Here is a 17,322-nt window from a genome sequence, read left to right as displayed (position 1 = left end):
CTCGGTCCGCCCGGCGCGATGCTCCGACTCTACGACACCCTCCGAGGGGGGTTCCGCGTCAGCGGTCCGGCTTCGCGGACGGCGAACGGGCGGGTCGTCGAGCCGGTGTCGGAGGCCGCGGCTAGCGTGGTGGACATGCAGGATCCGGACTCCACGACGGTCGCCCTCGAGGGTGCGACGGTCGCTGATTCCGGCTCCGGTGACGCCGCGCCGGGCGCGCTCGACGCCCGCGGTCGATGGGCGCCGCGCGCGTTGCGCCGGGCTGAACTGGACGCTGAGCAGCGTGTCGTCGTCGACTGGGCCCCCGAAGCGAGCGGAGCCGTCGTCGGCGCGCCGGGGTCGGGCAAGACCTCGACGCTGCTGGCGCGCGTTCGGGCCCTCGTCGACGCGGGCGTCGACCCTGACGATGTCCTCGTGCTGACGCCCACACGTGTGGCGGCCACGGCGCTGCGCGATCCTCTCGCGGTGGCGGTCGACCGGGCGACGTCGGGTGCGATGGCTCGTTCTTTCGCGTCGTTCGCGTTCCAGATCGTCCGAGGCGCTGAAGTGCGCCGCGGTGCCGAGCCGCCGCAGCTGCTCACCGGCGGCGATGAAGACCAGATCATCCGAGAACTCCTCGAGGGCGACGCCGTCGACGAGACCGAGGGGCGCTCGCGCTGGCCGGAGTGGCTCGGGGCGTCGATTCGCGCGACGCGAGGGTTCCGGGGCGACCTGCGCGCTTTCCTCGCCGAGTGCACCGACCTCGGGATCGCTCCGGAGGATCTTGCCGGCCTGGCCGAGCAGCACGCGGTCCCGGTGTGGGCTGCGATCGGGTCGTTCGCCGCCGAGTATCGGGCGGTGCGGGCCGAGATGCGCGGATCGCACCGCGACGCCGCCGATCTCGCGCGCGAGGCCTTCGCGGTTCTGCACGAGGCCGCCCGGGATCGTGCCCTCCTCGGTCGCTTCGCGACGATCCGCTGCATCCTCGTGGACGATGCGCAGGAGCTCACCGCCGGCAACATCGATTTGCTGCGCGCGTGTCGCGAACGCGGGATCGGTGTCGTCGCGTTCGGGGATCCCGACGTCGGTTCCGGAGCGTTTCGCGGGGCGACGCCCGAGAACTTCGCCCGTCTCGCCGCCGAGCTGGGCGCTCTCGTCGCGCTCGGCGCGCCGCACCGGGGGACGGGGGAGCAGATCGATCTGGTCCGCTCGGTGGCCGCGCGAATCGGGGCGGCCGGGGTGGTCGCTCATCGACGGCCGCCGGCGGGTGCCGCTCCCGAGGGGTCGGTGCGGACCTTCCTCCTGCGCTCTTCGGCCGAGGAGGCCGACGCCATTGCCCGCCTGCTGCGCGAGCGTCACGTTCTCGACGGTGTGCCGTGGAGCGCGTGCGCCGTGATCGCGCACGACTCGCGACAGGTTGCGTCGCTGGAGGCGGAGCTGGCGGCTCGAGAGGTGCCGGCCCGCGCGAGCGGACCGGGGCTGGCCCTCGGCGTCCAGCGCACGGTGCGCGACCTCGTCGCGCTGGTCGAACTGGGCATGCGCGATCCGGATGCGTGGACCGCGGATGCCGTTCTCGACGTGCTCCTCGGCACGTACGGCGGCCTCGACCCCATCGAACTCCGCCGGTTGCGGTCGGCGCTGCGTCAAGAGGAACTCGCCGCGGGTGGTGCACGTCCGGCGGCGGAACTGCTGGCGTCGGGCCTGCGGCATCCGCTCGAGTTCGAAACCATCGACACGCGTGAGGCTCGTCGAGCCGCGAAGCTGGGGGAGACGCTCGCCGCGCTGCGCGCGCAGGCGGCGCAACGTGCCACCGCCCACGAACTGCTGTGGACGGCGTGGGAGCGCAGCGGACTGTCGCGCTCGTGGCGTGAGGCATCTCGCGGGCATGGGCCCCTCGCAGAGCAGGCCGACCGCGATCTCGACGCGATCGTCGCGCTTTTCCAGGCCGCCAAGCGCTTCACGGAGCGCGAGCCCGACGGCGAGGCCGCGGTCTTCCTCCGCGCGGTCGTCGACAGCGACGTCGCGGAAGACCGGATCGAGCAACCCGCCGTCGCGGATACCGTTCGGGTGCTGACGCCCGCCGCGGCCGCGGGTTCGGCGTTCGACACGGTCGTCGTCGCCGGGGTGCAAGAGGGCGTGTGGCCGAACACGCGGCTGCGCGGCGGGCTCCTCGAAACCTGGCGGTTGGCGGATGCCGTGCGGTTCCCGGACCTGCCGGCGCCGGGCATGCTCGACCGCCGGCGCGCGGCGATGCACGACGAGCTCCGCCTTTTCGTACGGGCACTCTCGCGCGCGGATCGGCGCCTCATCGTCACGGCCGTCGATGACGACGACACCGGGCCGAGCGTCCTGTTCGAGATGCTGCCGGCGCCCGAACCGGCGTCGGCCGTTCCGGAGCACCCGCTGTCATTGCGGGGCCTTGTCGCTCGCCACCGCCGCACCCTCACCTCCGCCCGCACGGCCGCCCGCGAACGTCGACACGCCGCCGGACAGCTCGCCCTGCTCGCCGCCGCCGAGGTCGCGGGTGCCGCCCCCGAGCAGTGGTACGGGGTCTCGGCACCCAGCTCCACGGCGCCCCTGCGCGACCTCGCCCGCGAGGACGTTCGTGTGTCGCCCTCACGCCTGCACGCGTTGGAACAGTGCGAACTCGACTGGGTGATCGGCGACCTGGGGGGCGATCGCGGCGGCACTACGGCCGGGATCGGGACGATCATTCACGCCGCGCTCGAAACGGCCGCGGCCGGAACCGAAGACGCCCTCTGGGCCGTCGTCGAGGACCGGTGGGGAGAGCTCGTCTTCGACGCGGCCTGGCGCGAGCGCGCCGAACGGGTGCGCGCACGCGACCTCGTACGACGACTCGCCGCCTACCTCCGGCGGTTCGACGACGCCGGCGGGCGTCTCGTCGGAGCCGAGCGCCACTTCGAGGTCCCGATCCCGATCGAAGAGGCGACAGAACACGGGGCCGTGTTGAGCGGCGACATCGACCGGGTCGAGATCACCCCCGAGGGCCAGGTGGTCATCGTCGACCTCAAGACGGGAAAGAACGAACCGCAGACGGACGCCAAAGTGGCCGACAACCCGCAGCTCGCGGCATATCAGCTCGCTTTCTCCTCCGGCGCGATCGAGCAGGTCGCCGGGATGCCGCCGGGCGGAGCGAAGCTGCTCGTTCTGCGTCCCACCGCCGCGACCAAAGAGTACGCCGAGCCGAAACAAGCGCCCTTCGACGACGACGCCCGCGCCGAGTTCGTCACGCGAGTGCAGCGGGCCGTCGGCGTGATGCGCGGGCACCGCTTCGCCGCGCCCTACGAGGTGCACTGCCGTGACGAGTTCTCGTTCGGCTTGTGCCGCATTCACACCGTCTCGGCGGTGAGCGCGTCGTGACCGCGGTGTTGTCGGCCGCGACGATCGCGGCTGCGCTCGGGCAGTTCCCGCCCACGCCGGAACAGACCTCCGTCATCGAGGCCCCGCTGTCGCCTGCGCTCGTAGTCGCCGGCGCCGGGAGCGGCAAGACCGAGACGATGGCCGGTCGGGTCGTGTGGCTGGTCGCGAACGGACTCGTCCATCGCGATGAGGTCCTCGGGTTGACCTTCACCCGTAAGGCCGCCGGGGAGCTCGCCGAGCGCATCCATCGCCGCCTGCACCGGCTGTCGGAGTTCGAGGCCCGCGGCCTGCTCCCCGTGCTCCCCGAACTGCACGCGTCGGGGCGACTGGGGATCTTCGCCGAGGTGGCGAAGAGCGAGGGCGCACGCGGAGATGCGGAGCGGCTGCGCCTGCTCGACGATCTCGCGCGCGATCACGGTGTGTCACCGGACTCGGTTCGAGACGACGATCAGCTGCTGCACCGGCCCACGGTCTCGACGTACAACAGCTTCGCCGACTCGATCGTCCGCGAGCACGGACTTCGGATCGGGCGCGATTCCGAGTCCGCGGTGCTGTCGGAGTCCGCCGCGTGGCTGCTCATGCGTCGAGTGGTGTTCTCCTCCGACGACCCGCGGCTCGAGGAGCGCCAGGAATCGCCGCGCACGCTCATCGACGCGGCGCTGCGCATCGCGCGCGACGGCGTCGACAACCTGGTCGATCTCGAGCGTCTGGCCGCTTTCCCTGACGACTTCGGCCGCATCGTCGAACGCCCTTCCACCTCCGCTCGCGTCACTGTCTACAAGGACGTCACCGAGGCGGCGTCCCGCGTATCCGCGCTCGGCTTGCTCGCCGAACTCGCCGGCGCCTACGGGCGTGAGAAGGCGCGCCTCGGGGTGATGGACTTCGCGGACCAGGTCGCGGGGGCGCTGCAGATCGTGCGAGAGCACGGGGCCGTCGTGGACGAGCTGCGATCGCGCTATCGCGTCGTCCTCCTGGACGAGTACCAGGACACCTCGGTGGTGCAGACCGACCTGCTCTCCACGCTCTTCGCGGGCACGGGAGTGATGGCCGTGGGTGATCCTCACCAGGCCATCTACGCGTGGCGCGGAGCAAGCGCGGGCAATCTCGGGGGCTTCCCGGCGGCGTTCGCGCACGAGGGGGGATGCCAGTCCTTCTCTCTCTTGACCAGCTGGCGCAACAGCGCGCGCGTCCTCACGGCGGCGAACGCCGTCCTCGCCCCCCTCGCTCCCCGTTCTCCCGTTGCCGTGCAGGAATTGCAGGCGCGACCCGCCGCCCCCGACGGGATGGTGGAGGCGTTCTTCGAACGCGACCTCGACACCGAAGCCGATCGCGTTGCCGCCTGGTTCGCCGGGGTTCGCGCGGCGCGGGCCGCCGATGGTCGGCCGACCACGGGGGCGCTGCTCTTCCGAAGCAAGAAACACATGGTGAGGTTCGGCGACGCGCTCGGACGCCGCGGCATCCCGCACCGCATCCTCGGGCTCGGCGGGCTGCTGACGACCCCGGAAGTCGTGGACGTGGTGTCGGCCCTCCGCGTGATCAGCGACCCCGAGGCCGGGTCTGCGCTCATCCGGCTGCTCTCGGGACCGCGCTGGTCCATCGGCTTGGCTGACCTCCGCGCGCTGGCGCAACTCGCGCGACGGCTCGCGACCCATGACGCCGCGCTCCAGCCGCTCGCCCCCGAGGTCGTCGATCGTCTTCGAACCACCCCGGGTGCCGACCGGGCGTCTCTCGTGGACGCGCTCGACTTCGTCGCCCGTCAGACCGACGGACACGGCTGGCTCGCCGACATCACGCCGGAAGGGCGCGAGCGGTTGCGCGAGGCGGGGGCGGTCTTCTCGGGCCTCCGCCGCAACATCGGTGCGCCGATCCCGGAGCTCATCCGACTCATCGAGAGTGAGCTGCGGCTCGACGTCGAACTCGCGGCCAACGAGGCCCGAGGTCCCGCCCGTGTGGCGTCGGCGCAACTGCGCGCGTTCGTGGACGAGATCCGCGGCTTCCTCGCGGCGGATGAGTCGGGATCGGTGACCAGCCTCCTGGCCTGGCTGGACCACGCCGAGCAGGCGGACGAGTTCGCGCCCCGCACCGAGCCCCCCGAAGACGACGTGGTGCAACTGCTGACCATCCACGGGTCCAAGGGTCTGGAGTGGGATGCCGTCGCCGTGGTGCGGCTCGTCACCGACGAACTGCCCTCTCTCGCCCGCGACACGAAGGGATGGCTGGGGTTCGGCATCCTGCCTTCCGAGTTCCGCGGTGATTCGGCGTGGCTGCCTATGCTCGGGTGGCGGGCGGCGGAGACGCAGCAGGAGCTGAAGGCCGCCATCGACGCTTTCGTCGAGGCGAACCGTGCGCGCCAGCTCGACGAGGATCGCCGACTGGCTTACGTGGCCTTCACCCGTGCCCGCGACCATCTGCTGCTGTCGGGTTCGAGCTGGTCGGGCACGAAGCGTCCTCGGCGGCCGAGTGTCTTCCTCGAAGAGGCGACGACCGCGCTCGGCATCGATCTCGCGGTGGGCGACGATCCGGGTGACGACCCCTACGACGGCGAACGGCGTCTGCTGCACTGGCCGCTCGACCCGCTCGGGGCGCGGCGCACGGCCGTCATGGCGGCGGTCGACGAGGTCGTCGGGGCTCGACTGGCGCCGGCGGCCGACCCGGACGCCGATCTCGAGCTGTTGCTCGCCGAGCGGGCGGATCGCCTGCGTCCCACGCACACCCCGGCGCCGACCCGTATCCCTGCATCGAAGTTCAAGGACTTCGTCGCGGACTATGGCGGCGCTGTCGACGAGTTGCGGCGTCCTCTGCCGGAGCGCCCCTACCGGCAGACCCGCCTCGGCACGCTCTTCCACGCTTGGGTCGAGAAGCGTTCGGGAATCGTGGGGGCCGGAAGCGGGCTCGACGACGGTGCCCTCTGGGACGACGAGGACGACGGCGCCTCCGCCGCCGACGCCGCGGAACTGGAGCGATTGCGAGAGATCTTCGAGCGGTCGGAGTGGGCGCAGCTGCAGCCGCTCGAGGTCGAGACCGAGATCGATTTCGTCACGACCCGTCTCGACGGGCGTCCGCACGTGGTCGTCTGCAAGCTGGATGCCGTGTACCGCCGTGGTGATCGCTACGAGATCGTCGACTGGAAGACCGGCCGGCCGCCGACGACCGACGCGGAGCGGCGATCACGCATGCTTCAGCTCGAGCTCTACCGCGAGGCGTACCACGCCAAGCACGGGGTACCGTTCGACCTCATCGACGTGACGCTGTACTACGTCGCTGATGACATCGTGCTGCGGGGCTGAGCCGGCGCCGGACGGCCCGAGAGGCTCAGGCGCCGCCGTCGCGGGCGACGCCCCACCGGCGGAGAGCCGCACGGCTGGCACGGGCGGCGTCTTCTTCGTCGTCGATGGCCTCGTGCAAGGTCGCCGCGTCGATGACGTCACCCTCGCCGTCGGACCGACCGGCGTCATCGTGGTCGGCGGGTGTCATCGAGGGCTTTGGAGAAAGATCCTCCGTGCCCTCGGCGGCCGGTGCGTGCGCCGCCGAGCCCGTGGCCGGTGCCCACCCCGACAGATCCACGGGCATCGTCGCGCCCGCCTCGGGCTCCTCGACATCGTCCACACCGAAGTCGGCGCGACCCCCGGTCATGCCATGCGAGTCCTTCGCCTGCGCTTCCGCCAGCGCGGCGGCCGCGGCCTGTCGGTCGCGTTCGGCAGACACGTACAGCGACAACGCCTCGGGGTCGTACGCATCGGTCTGCATCGACGTGTCGACGGTGGCCGCAGCGGACGGCGGGACGCGTTCGACGAGGGCCAGAGCATCGTCGATGTCGGACCGCGTGGAAGGGACGATGTGGTCTCCGCGCACACCGTCCGCGAGCGCCTCCAGCAGTGCAACGGCGTCGTCGACGACCGCGGCCTCGCCGGCATCGTGACCGTGCACGAGCCACTTCGCGAACTCGAGCTCCGCGTACAGCCGTGCCCGCTCGCGCAGCAGCGGATCGGGGGAGCGCTCTCCCGCGGCCGCGTACCCCTCGTAGACGTCCTCGGTGGCCGTCGGCGCGGACGCGAGCCAGCGAAGGTCGACGGCGGGATCTCCGACGCTCAGCCCGGACCAGTCGAGGATGCCGCTGACGTGGGGAACGCCGTCCGCGTCGTCCATGAGCAGGACCGACGCGCTCGTGGCGCCACCGAGCACGACCGCCGACTCGAACCTCCAGAGGTCCGGCTCGTGCAGGGCCCGCCGCCACCGCATCATCAGACCGTCCGGCACACGGCCGGTGGCATCGGCCCGGTCGAGCAACCGAGCGACGTCGTCTCGCACCTGCTCCGGAGTGCGAGCGGGGAGGCCGTCTGTGCGCACGAACGAGACCGGCAGTGCGTGCACCGCGGCGAGGGCTCCGCCGATAGCCGGTGCATAGCCGGGGCCCTTGGGGAGGTCCGCGGGGTCGATGCGGTACCCGTCCACGAGATCGACGATGAGCACGCGGTTGAGGCCGGACCCCGTCTCGCCGACGACCTCGGGCGCTGCGAACGGAAGCAAGGCCCGCACCCCCGGGGTGAGGGCGTGAAGCGCACGAGACTCCGCGGCGAGGTCGGCCGCGGTGTCTTCGGTCGCCGGCATGCGCACCACGACCGTTCGGCCGTCGTCCAAGGAGATGAGAGCCGAGTCGAACCTCCCGCCGGCGTTCTCGGTCAGCGGGGCGGCGCTCGTCACACCGATGCGGGGCAGGGCCGCCGTGGCGGACGCGGCTAGAGTGAGGGGCGAGCGTGCCATGCCCCCAGGGTAGGTCGGTCGCTCGCCCGATCCCCCCGCGCCACGCCCTTGAGAGAGGTGTTCGATGCCGCCGTCCGTTTCCCCGGTCTCCGGTCGATGGCCGGAAGGAACCCTGGACCGTGCGGGAGCGGAACGCGATGTCGACGGGCTGCTCGACCACGCGCGCGCCACGCGGGACGCGCGTGTGCTCGTCGTCCACCGCGACGCGGCACCGGTGTCGGACGGGCGCCTTCGTCTCCTCCCCGTGTCCGCCGTCCGGCATGCCCGGGAGTGGGCCTTCCTCGGCCGGTCGCCCGATGGTGCACCGCTGCTGTTGGCGGTCCTGGACGAGGAGCCGGATGCCGTGCTCTCCGACGGCGATGCGTGGGCCCCGCTCCGCGCCGTCGGGGGAGACCTCCCCGCGGAGGAGGCGGAGATCCTGGGTACGGCGGTCGCCCTGGCGGGATGGTTGCGCGACGCGGCGTTCTGCCCCGCGTGCGGCACGCGTACCGAGGTTCGGCACGGAGGTTGGTCGCGGCACTGCCCGAACTGCGGGCGTGAGCACTTTCCGCGAACCGATCCCGCCGTCATCGTCCTGGTGTCGTCGGCCGATGACTCCGATCGAGTCCTCCTGGGGGCCAACGTGGCCTGGGGCGGGGGGAGGTACTCCTGCTTCGCCGGGTTCGCCGAGGCCGGGGAGTCCCTGGAGGACACCGTCGCGCGGGAGGTCTTCGAGGAAGCGGGGGTGCGCCTCGAAGCGATCGAGTACCGCGGTTCACAGGTGTGGCCGTATCCGCGGTCGCTCATGCTCGGGTTCCGTGCCCGCGCCGTGTCCGACGACGAGGCACGTGCCGATGGGGAGGAGATCGTCGAGGTGCGGTGGTTCCATCGGGAGGAGATCGGGGCTGCGCTGCGCGGCGAGACGGCGGTGCAGCTGCCGGGTGCGGCATCCATCGCCCGTCGGTTGATCGAGGACTGGTATCGGAGCAGGACGTGACCGCGGATCCGCTGGAGGGACTCGACGAACAGCAACGGGAGGCCGCACGGGCGCTTCGCGGGCCCGTCTGCGTCTTGGCGGGCGCGGGGACGGGCAAGACGCGGGTCATCACGCGCCGCATCGCGCACGGTGTGGACACGGGCGCGTACTCGCCTCAGCGCGTCATGGCCGTCACGTTCACGGCGAAGGCGGCGGGCGAAATGCGGGGCCGGCTTCGAGCGCTCGGCGTGACGGGGGTGTCGGCGCGGACCTTCCATGCGGCCGCACTGGCGCAGGTGAACTTCTTCTGGCCGACGCTTGCCGGCGACCAGGCGCCGACCATCATCGACAACAAGGTCCGCATGATCGCCCACGCCGCGGACGGCGTCGGATTGTCGCCGGACACCGCGACGCTGCGAGATGTGGCGGGCGAGATCGAGTGGCGCAAGGTGACCATGCGCTCCATCGATCAGTACGCCGCAGACCGCCCCGGGGGGATCGGCCGCTTGAACGTCGACCAGGTGGTCGCCCTGCAGCGTGCGTACGAGAAGCTCAAGGACGAGCGCCGGCAGATGGACTTCGAGGACGTGCTGCTGACCTGTGCCGGGATGATCGAGGCCGAGCCGCGCGTGGCCGCCGCGGTGCGCGAGCAGTACCGGCACTTCACCGTGGACGAGTTCCAGGACGTCTCGCCGCTGCAGAACCGCCTGCTGGAACTGTGGCTCGGTGACCGGCGCGACCTCTGCGTCGTGGGCGACGCCAGCCAGACGATCTACTCGTTCACGGGCGCGGACTCGCGGTACCTTCTCGAGTTCGACCGCACGTACGAAGACGCGCGCGTGGTGCGGCTGGAGCGGAACTACCGATCGACCGCCGCGGTGCTCGCGGTGGCCAACGACCTGATGCGTGGTCGAGCGGGAGCGCTCGAGCTCGTCGCAGCGGCGACGGAGGAGTCGCCGGTCCCCACCGTCCGCGCCTTCGACGACGAAGAGACCGAGGCCGCGGGCGTCGCCGCGTCGATCGCGACGGCGGTCCGCGGGGGCGCGGATCCCCGCAGCATCGCGGTGCTCTATCGGTCGCACGCGCAGTCGGCGGTGCTGTTGAGTGCCCTGGCGAAGCAGTCGATCGCCGCTACCGTGCTGGGCGGGCGCAAGTTCTTCGATCAGCCCGAGGTGCGACAGGCGATCATGGCGCTGCGTGCCGCCTCGGTCGCTCCCGTCGAGACGGGCTTCCTCGCCACGGTCCGCGATGTGCTGCGCAGCGTGGGACTGACCGACGAGCCCCCCGCCGCCGGCGGTGCGCTGCGCGACGCCTGGGAGGCGCGCGCTGCGCTGCTGCGACTGGCGGAGGAGGCTCCCGAGGGCACGACCCTGCGGGCGTTCACGGACGACCTTCAGGCCCGCGCGAAGGACCAGCACGAACCGGCGACCCGCACGGTGACCCTCGCGACATTGCACGCGGCCAAGGGGCTGGAGTGGGATCACGTGTACCTCATCGGGGTGAGCGAGGGACTGCTGCCGATCTCGTACGCGACGACGTTCGAGGCGGTCGACGAGGAACGGCGGCTGGCGTATGTCGGTGTCACGCGGGCCGCGCGGACGCTGTCGGTGAGTTGGTCGCGCGGGCGGGGGCGGTCGGAACGGTCGCCCTCTCGGTTCCTTCGAGAGATCGGCAGCGGCAGTCTTCGCTCGGCCGATGCGTTCGCCAGACCCGCTGGAGCGAGTCGACGCGCAGGTGCAGCGAACGCGTCACCGGGCCGATCGGACCGCTGAGCAGGTATCGTGCGGCGCGCGCCGCCTCTGCGGCCAGCGCCACGTCGACGTGGGCGCGGGGCCGGGCCAGCAGTTGCGCGGCGATGAGGGGCCAGGAGGGGTCGTCGCGGTGGTGCGTGGCATCGATGCAGCTCAGACACGCGGTCACGCCGGGGGCCACGACCGGCCCCACGGCGGCGGTGCTCCCGTCTAGCACGAGCGGAAGATGAACGACATCGTGTCGGACCAGGTCGACGGATCGACGCGGATCGACGCGATGCGCCCCGAGGAGGATCACGCGTGCGCCCGCGGCCACCGGAGGCGTGGCGAGACCCGCCCACTCCACCCGCGTGGTCCGCGCGGGAAGCGCGGCGAGGGCAGCGCTGACGGCCGGCGCAGCGAGGTCGCCCGCGACCTGGACGACCAGTGGCGCGGACCGCCGGCGGCGCACGAGCGCCGGGGCCAGCGCAGCGATTAGCTCGTCGGCATCCTGATCAGCCCCGCCGTGCACACGCACGAGAGCACGACATGCCGCACGCGACGTGCCCGTCTCGAGGGCTCTGACAGCGGCATCCGTCCACGGGCGACAACGGGGCAGGTGCGCCCGGGCCGGGGAACCGAACTGTACGGATCCGTCTTCTCTCCAGAGTGGGGGAGCGGAAGGGTCGAGTCGGAGCATGCCCCGATGATGACCCGCGAGGCGGGGCTACGGTCGGTTGTCCCCAGGGCGGTCACGCGTGAGACGCCCTGGGGAGGACGGTTCACACCGGTCGGTGATCCCCGGGGGTCGCGTCGTCGTCGTCATCGTCGCCACTCCGCGTAGCGTCGGGCTCCTCGCCGTTCGAATCGGCATCCTGCTCCGCCGCGGTCTCCTCCGCGATGAGCTGGGCCAGCGCGTCGTCCATGGCGTCCGAGGGCGCCGACTCGCCGCGCGACGCGGCGGTCAAGCGCGCGATGAGCCCGGCCGGGTCGTCGACATCCTCCGCGGAGGGCATCAGGTCGGGGTAGTCCCACAGGGCGTCGCGGCCGGCCACGCCGACGGCGTCGGTGACCGCGCGCCACATGGCGGCGGCTTCCCGCATCCGGCGCGGGCGCAGTTCCAAGCCCACGAGGGACCCGAGCGCCTGCTCCGCGGGGCCGCCCACGGCGCGGCGTCGACGCACGGCCTCGGCGATGCGTGCGGCGGAGGGGAGCCGCGACGTGGCATCCTCCGTGACCACGTCGACCCAGCCCTCGATGGTCGCGAGGAGGTTCTCGAGTCGGGTCAGCGCGGCCGTCTGTTCTTCGGACCTCTGGGGGAGCAGAGCGCCGCTTTCGAGAGCACTCCGCAGCTCGTCGGGTTGCGACGGATCGAAACGGGATGCCATCTCTTCGAGGGCGTCCGTGTCGACGCGGATGCCGTGGGCGAACTCCCGCACCTGCGAGATGACGTGCAGACGCAGCCAGCGCGCGTGGCGGAACAGCCGTGCGTGGGCGAGCTCGCGGGTGGCGAGGTAGAGCGCGAGCTGATCTTCAGGGATTTCCAGATCGCGCCCGAAGTCGGCGAAGTTCTGCGGCAGGATCGCGGCGTCGCCGTCCGGCATGACCGGGATGCCGACGTCGCCGCCGCCCACGACCTCCGTCGACAGTCGGCCGACGACATGGCCGAGCTGTGTCGCGAAGAGAGAGCCGCCCACGGTGCGCATGAGACGCCCTGCCCCGGCGATGAGGTCTTGCATGTCGTCGGGCGCTTGTTGCCCGAGGGCCTCCGTGAGGGCGTCCGCGATGCTCGTCGCCACGGGCTCGGCCAGCTCCTGCCAGACGGGGAGCGTGGCGGTCACCCACGCGCCTCGGGTGACGGCCTTCGGCGGGCGCGGGAGGTCCGAGATCGTCGTGGCCTCGCCCAGCCAGAGCGCAGCGAGCGAGAAAGCCTGGTCCAGGTCGGTGCGCTGGCCGGAGGAGACGCCGAGACCGTCCTGGTTGGCGATGTGCAGGGCCTGACGCTCCGCAAGGCTCCAGTCGATGCCGTCCTGCGCGCCGGAGAACGCCCCGCGCAGTTGGTTCATGACGGCCTGCATCATCGCCGGATCGATCTGCATGCCGGACAAGCGGGAGAGCTGCTCGGGGTCGAGTCCGGACGTGTCGCCGGACAGGAGGCGCCGCATGAGCTCCTGGAACTCCTCCTCGGGGTTCCGGTCGTCGTCTGCCACTTCAGCCGCCTTTCAGCCGGGTCAAGGGGAACGCGATCTACGCTAGTCGCACGATTCCCCGCTTCCCTCGGCTCGGCTCCTCGCCGCTTACGCCGCGCGCGAACGACCCGGCAAAGGTAGGACCCGTGACCCTGTTCGACGAGAACGTCGCCGTCGTGCCCGCTCCACGGAGGCGGTGGAGCCGATCGACCGTCCTCGGGGTCTGGTCCCTCGCCGTGGCGACGCTGATCCTGTTCGTCTTCACGTTCCTGCCGTCTCCGTACGTCATCCAGCAACCCGGACCCGTCTTGAACACGCTCGGCACATCGCCGAACGCCGATGGCGAGGACGTGCCGCTCATCACCGTGCCCGACGAGGACGAGACCTCCACCGAGGGGCGGCTCGACCTGCTGACGGTGCAGGTCAACGGCAACCGGGAACGCACTCCGAGCTGGATGGAACTCGCTCTGGCCTGGTTCGATCCCTCGCGAGCGGTCGTGCCGTTGGATCGCATCTTCCCGACGGGTCAGACGACCGAGGAGCGCAACACCGAGAACGCCGCCCTGATGAGCGATTCGCAGCTCGAAGCCTCGGCCGCCGCCCTACGGGAGCTCGGGTACGACGTCCCGCAGGAGATCGTGGTCGGAACCGTTGCCGACGACGGGGCTTCCGCCGGCGTCCTCGACCTCGGTGACGTGATCACCTCGCTCGACGGCACGCCCGTCTCGAGCGTCGAGGAGGTCCGTGCGGCCGTTCAGAGTGGCGAGGGCGCCCCGGTGACCCTCGGGATCGAACGCGAGGGTGCGGAGACTTCGGTGTCGGTCACTCCTCGATGGGGCGAGGTGAACGGACAGCAGCAGTGGCTCCTCGGTGTCGGACTCACGGCCGCTTTCGACCTCCCCGTCGACGTCAAGATCCAGATCAACAACGTCGGTGGTCCGAGCGCCGGGATGATGTTCGCCCTCGGCATCATCGACAAGATGTCGCCGGGCGATCTCACCGGCGGCGAGCACTTCGCCGGTACGGGCACGATCGACGCGCGGGGCAACGTCGGCGGGATCGGTGGCATCCGTCAGAAGCTCTTCGGCGCGCGGGATGCCGGCGCCGCGTGGTTCCTCGCACCGCAGGCGAACTGCAACGAGGTGGTGGGTCATGTGCCCGACGGCATCCGCGTCTTCGCCGTCTCCACGCTCGAGGAGGCGTTGACGGTGCTGGAGACCGTCCGCGACCGCGGCGACCTCGACGCGCTCGCCACCTGCGACGGGACGAGTGCCCCGGCATCGTAGTATCCACGGCGTTCCCCCAGAGGGCGACGCCTAGGATGGACGCGTGACCACGACCTCAGCGCCGAACCAGGCCACGCCCCCGAACCGTTCACGACGGATCATCTCGATCTCGCTGGCGGTCATCGCCGCCCTGGTCGTGGCGTTCTTCGTCTTCGCGAGCCTCTACGCCGATTGGATGTGGTTCTCGCAGCTCGGCTTCACCGAGGTGCTGACCACCCAGTGGATCGCGCGCACCGTGATGTTCGTCATCGGATTCCTTGCGATGGCCGTACCGGTCTGGGGCGTCATCCAGCTGGCCTACCGGCTCCGTCCCGTGTACGCGCGTCTGAGCTCGCAGCTCGATCGCTACCAGGAAGTCGTCGAGCCGCTCCGGCGCCTGGCGATGTGGGGCATCCCGGTCTTCTTCGGCTTCTTCGCGGGCTTCGCGGCCTCCGCGCAGTGGGAGACGACCTGGCTCTGGGCCAACGGTGTGGCGACGGCGACGACCGACCCGCAGTTCGGTCTCGACACCGGCTTCTACCTCTTCGGCCTGCCGTTCTACACGACCGTGCTCGGTTTCGCCTCGGCCGTGGTGTTGGTCTGCCTGCTCCTGACCGCGGTCGTGTCGTACCTGTACGGCTCCGTCCGGGTCGGTCAGCGAGAGCTGCGCATCTCGAAGTCCGCCCGCATCCAGCTGGCCGTCCTCGCCGGTGTGTACCTGCTGCTGCAGGGCGCGAGCCTGTGGCTGGATCGCTATGCGACCCTGATCAACCAGGAGGACCGCATCACCGGCCCCGGCTACGTCGGAGTCAACGCCGTCATCCCCGGTCAGACGATCCTGGCCATCGCGGCCGTCATCGTCGCGATCGCGTTCTTCGTGACGGCCGTCATCGGTCGCTGGCGCTACCCGTTGATCGCGACGGCCCTGCTGGTCGTGTCGGCGGTCGTGGTCGGCGCGGCCATTCCGTGGGCGGTCACGACCTTCCAGGTCCGCCCGAACCAGCTGGCGCTCGAGAGCCAGTACTACCAGCGCAACATCGACAGCACGAAGGCCGCCTACGGCATCGACAACGTCGAGAAGGAGAACTTCGAGGCGACGACGACGGCGCAGGCCGGCCAGCTGCGTAACGACGCCGCGTCGACCGCTCAGCTGCGCATCATGGACCCCGCCATCATCGGGCCCACCGTTCGCCAGCTCGAGCAGTACCGCGCGTACTATCAGTTCGCCAACCCGCTCGATGTCGACCGCTACCAGATCAACGGGCAGACGCAGGACGCGGTCGTCGCGCTGCGCGAGCTGAACATCGATCAGTTGGGCGATGCCGCGACGTGGCAGAACACCACGCTCGTCTACACCCACGGCTACGGCATGGTCGCGGCCGCGGGTAACGAGCGCACGGACGACGGCGACCCGGTCTTCCTCGAGCAGGCGATCCCCGGTACCGGCTTCCTCACCGATCTCAACTACGAGCCGCGCGTGTACTTCGGCGAGCAGTCGCCGCCGTACTCGATCGTCGGTGGGCCCGAGGGCGGCGAGGACATCGAGCTGGACTACCCGATCGGTGCCGACGGCGGGACCGAGACCCGCACCACCTTCCGGGGCGATGGCGGACCGAGCGTGGGCAACGTCTTCAGCCGTCTCATCTACGCCCTGAAGTTCCAGTCCGAGCAGATCCTCTTCTCCGACTACGTCAACGCCGACTCGCAAATCCTCTACGACCGCAACCCCAAGGAGCGCGTCCAGAAGGTCGCGCCCTACCTGACGCTGGACAGCGACCCCTACCCGACGGTTGTGGACGGACGCATCAAGTGGGTCATCGACGGCTACACCACGAGTGCGAACTACCCGTACTCGTCGAGCGTGTCCCTCTCCCGCGCGATCACGGACTCGAACACCCCGTCGCCGACGTACTCGCTCGACAACATCAACTACATCCGTAACTCGGTGAAGGCGACCGTCGACGCGTACGACGGCAAGGTCACGCTGTACGCGTGGGATGACGAAGACCCCATCCTGCAGGCCTGGCAGAAGGTGTACCCGTCGAGCCTGCAGCCGTGGAGCGAGATGTCGGCCGACCTCATGAGCCACGTGCGGTACCCGACGGATCTCATGAAGGTGCAGCGGTCGATGCTCGGCGTGTACCACGTCGACGACGCCCGGTCGTTCTTCCAGCAGGACAACCGCTGGACCACGCCGAACGACCCGCAGGACCCCAACACGCTGCAGCCGCCGTACTACCTGACGATGAAGATGCCCAGTCAGGACGCCCCCAGCTACTCGATGTTCACGAGCTTCATTCCGGCGTCGCAGGGGGGGCAGGCGCGCAACGTGCTGACCGGTTACCTCGCCGTCGACTCCAACGCCGGTGACCAGCAGGGCACCAAACGCGATGATTATGGTCGACTCCGCATGCTCGTCATCGACGCGGCGACGACGGTTCCCGGCCCTGGCCAGGTGCAGAACACCTTCGACTCCGATACCGCGGTGTCGTCGCAGATCAACATCCTCCAGCAGGGGCAGTCGCAGGTGCTCAACGGCAACCTGTTGACCCTCCCGGTCGGAGGCGGTCTGCTGTACGTCCAGCCGGTGTTCGTGCAGTCGTCCGGTGGCACACAGCTCCCGCAGCTGAGGCGCGTGCTGGTCGCCTTCGGTGACAAGATCGCCTTCGAGAACACGCTCAGCGAGGCTCTCGACAGCCTGTTCGGTGGTGACTCCGGTGCCGACACGGGTGACGAAGCGGTGACGCCGAGCGAACCGGGAGACGCCGGTGACGGAGCGACCCCGACCCCGGACGCCCCCGCGGGCGACTACGCGGCGGCCCTCGCCGAAGCGCAGGCGGCACTGACGGCCCGACAGGCGGCGCTGACGGCGGGCGACCTCGCGGAGTTCGCCACGCAGGACGAGCGTCTGACGGCCGCGGTACAGCGACTCATCGAACTGCAGGGCCAGACCGCGGGGACGGCCCCGACCGATGGCGCAGCGGAGACCCCGGCGCCCACCCCCGCGGGCTGATCCCCGTTCCGCCGAGACGCCGGTGCCCGAGGGCGCCGGCGTTTCGGCG

General features: G+C 70.8%; 9 protein-coding genes. 7 read left to right on the top strand and 2 right to left on the bottom strand.

What is annotated here, in order from left to right; translation table 11 throughout:
* Positions 1 to 135 precede the first annotated feature (135 nt).
* On the top strand, positions 136 to 3,360 hold the full coding sequence (locus tag P5G46_RS02995) for an ATP-dependent helicase (RefSeq protein ID WP_239273809.1): 3,225 nt from the start codon (positions 136 to 138) through the stop codon (positions 3,358 to 3,360).
* Positions 3,321 to 6,647 (top strand): ATP-dependent helicase, encoded by a 3,327-nt coding sequence (locus tag P5G46_RS02990; RefSeq protein ID WP_408904956.1) that lies wholly within the window; start codon positions 3,321 to 3,323, stop codon positions 6,645 to 6,647. Before P5G46_RS02995 ends, P5G46_RS02990 begins: the two co-directional genes overlap by 40 nt.
* 25 nt (positions 6,648 to 6,672) lie before the next feature.
* Here the strand turns inward: P5G46_RS02990 and P5G46_RS02985 are convergent, their stop codons facing one another.
* Entirely contained in the window at positions 6,673 to 8,121 is a 1,449-nt protein-coding gene (locus tag P5G46_RS02985; RefSeq protein ID WP_408904955.1) for a phosphotransferase, read from the bottom strand.
* A 64-nt stretch (positions 8,122 to 8,185) separates the two neighbouring features.
* Between P5G46_RS02985 and nudC the strand changes: the two genes are divergently transcribed.
* The 3 genes from nudC to P5G46_RS02970 all read left to right on the top strand — a co-directional run bounded on the left by nudC (position 8,186) and on the right by P5G46_RS02970 (position 11,305).
* Positions 8,186 to 9,097: an NAD(+) diphosphatase gene (gene nudC / locus P5G46_RS02980; protein WP_408904954.1), complete on the top strand. Its 912-nt coding sequence runs from the start codon at positions 8,186 to 8,188 to the stop codon at positions 9,095 to 9,097.
* A complete protein-coding gene (locus tag P5G46_RS02975) occupies positions 9,094 to 10,848 on the top strand; it encodes an ATP-dependent helicase (RefSeq protein WP_408904953.1) in 1,755 nt (584 codons plus the stop codon). The genes nudC and P5G46_RS02975 overlap by 4 nt, the downstream gene beginning before the upstream one ends.
* Positions 10,849 to 11,053: 205 nt before the next feature.
* Positions 11,054 to 11,305 carry a hypothetical protein gene (locus tag P5G46_RS02970; RefSeq protein ID WP_408904952.1) on the top strand — a complete coding sequence of 84 codons (252 nt, stop codon included), beginning with the start codon at positions 11,054 to 11,056 and terminating at the stop codon, positions 11,303 to 11,305.
* A 283-nt stretch (positions 11,306 to 11,588) separates the two neighbouring features.
* On the opposite strand, the gene P5G46_RS02965 is transcribed toward P5G46_RS02970, so the two are convergent.
* Positions 11,589 to 12,971, bottom strand: coding sequence for a zinc-dependent metalloprotease (locus P5G46_RS02965; protein WP_375095703.1), 1,383 nt, complete (start codon positions 12,969 to 12,971; stop codon positions 11,589 to 11,591).
* A gap of 170 nt (positions 12,972 to 13,141) precedes the next feature.
* Here P5G46_RS02965 and P5G46_RS02960 point away from each other — a divergent pair, with 170 nt between their 5' ends.
* Together P5G46_RS02960 and P5G46_RS02955 are read left to right on the top strand one after the other, a co-directional pair.
* Complete coding sequence (locus P5G46_RS02960) at positions 13,142 to 14,281, top strand: YlbL family protein (protein ID WP_375095474.1); 1,140 nt, start codon at positions 13,142 to 13,144, stop codon at positions 14,279 to 14,281.
* Positions 14,282 to 14,324: 43 nt separating this feature from the next.
* Positions 14,325 to 17,273, top strand: coding sequence for a UPF0182 family membrane protein (locus tag P5G46_RS02955; RefSeq protein WP_408904951.1), 2,949 nt, complete (start codon positions 14,325 to 14,327; stop codon positions 17,271 to 17,273).
* Positions 17,274 to 17,322: the final 49 nt, after the last annotated feature.

It is taken from the genome of Microbacterium mcarthurae (assembly GCF_046064585.1).
Lineage (GTDB): Bacteria > Actinomycetota > Actinomycetes > Actinomycetales > Microbacteriaceae > Microbacterium > Microbacterium mcarthurae.
This window is presented reverse-complemented; position numbering and strand designations above follow the sequence as displayed.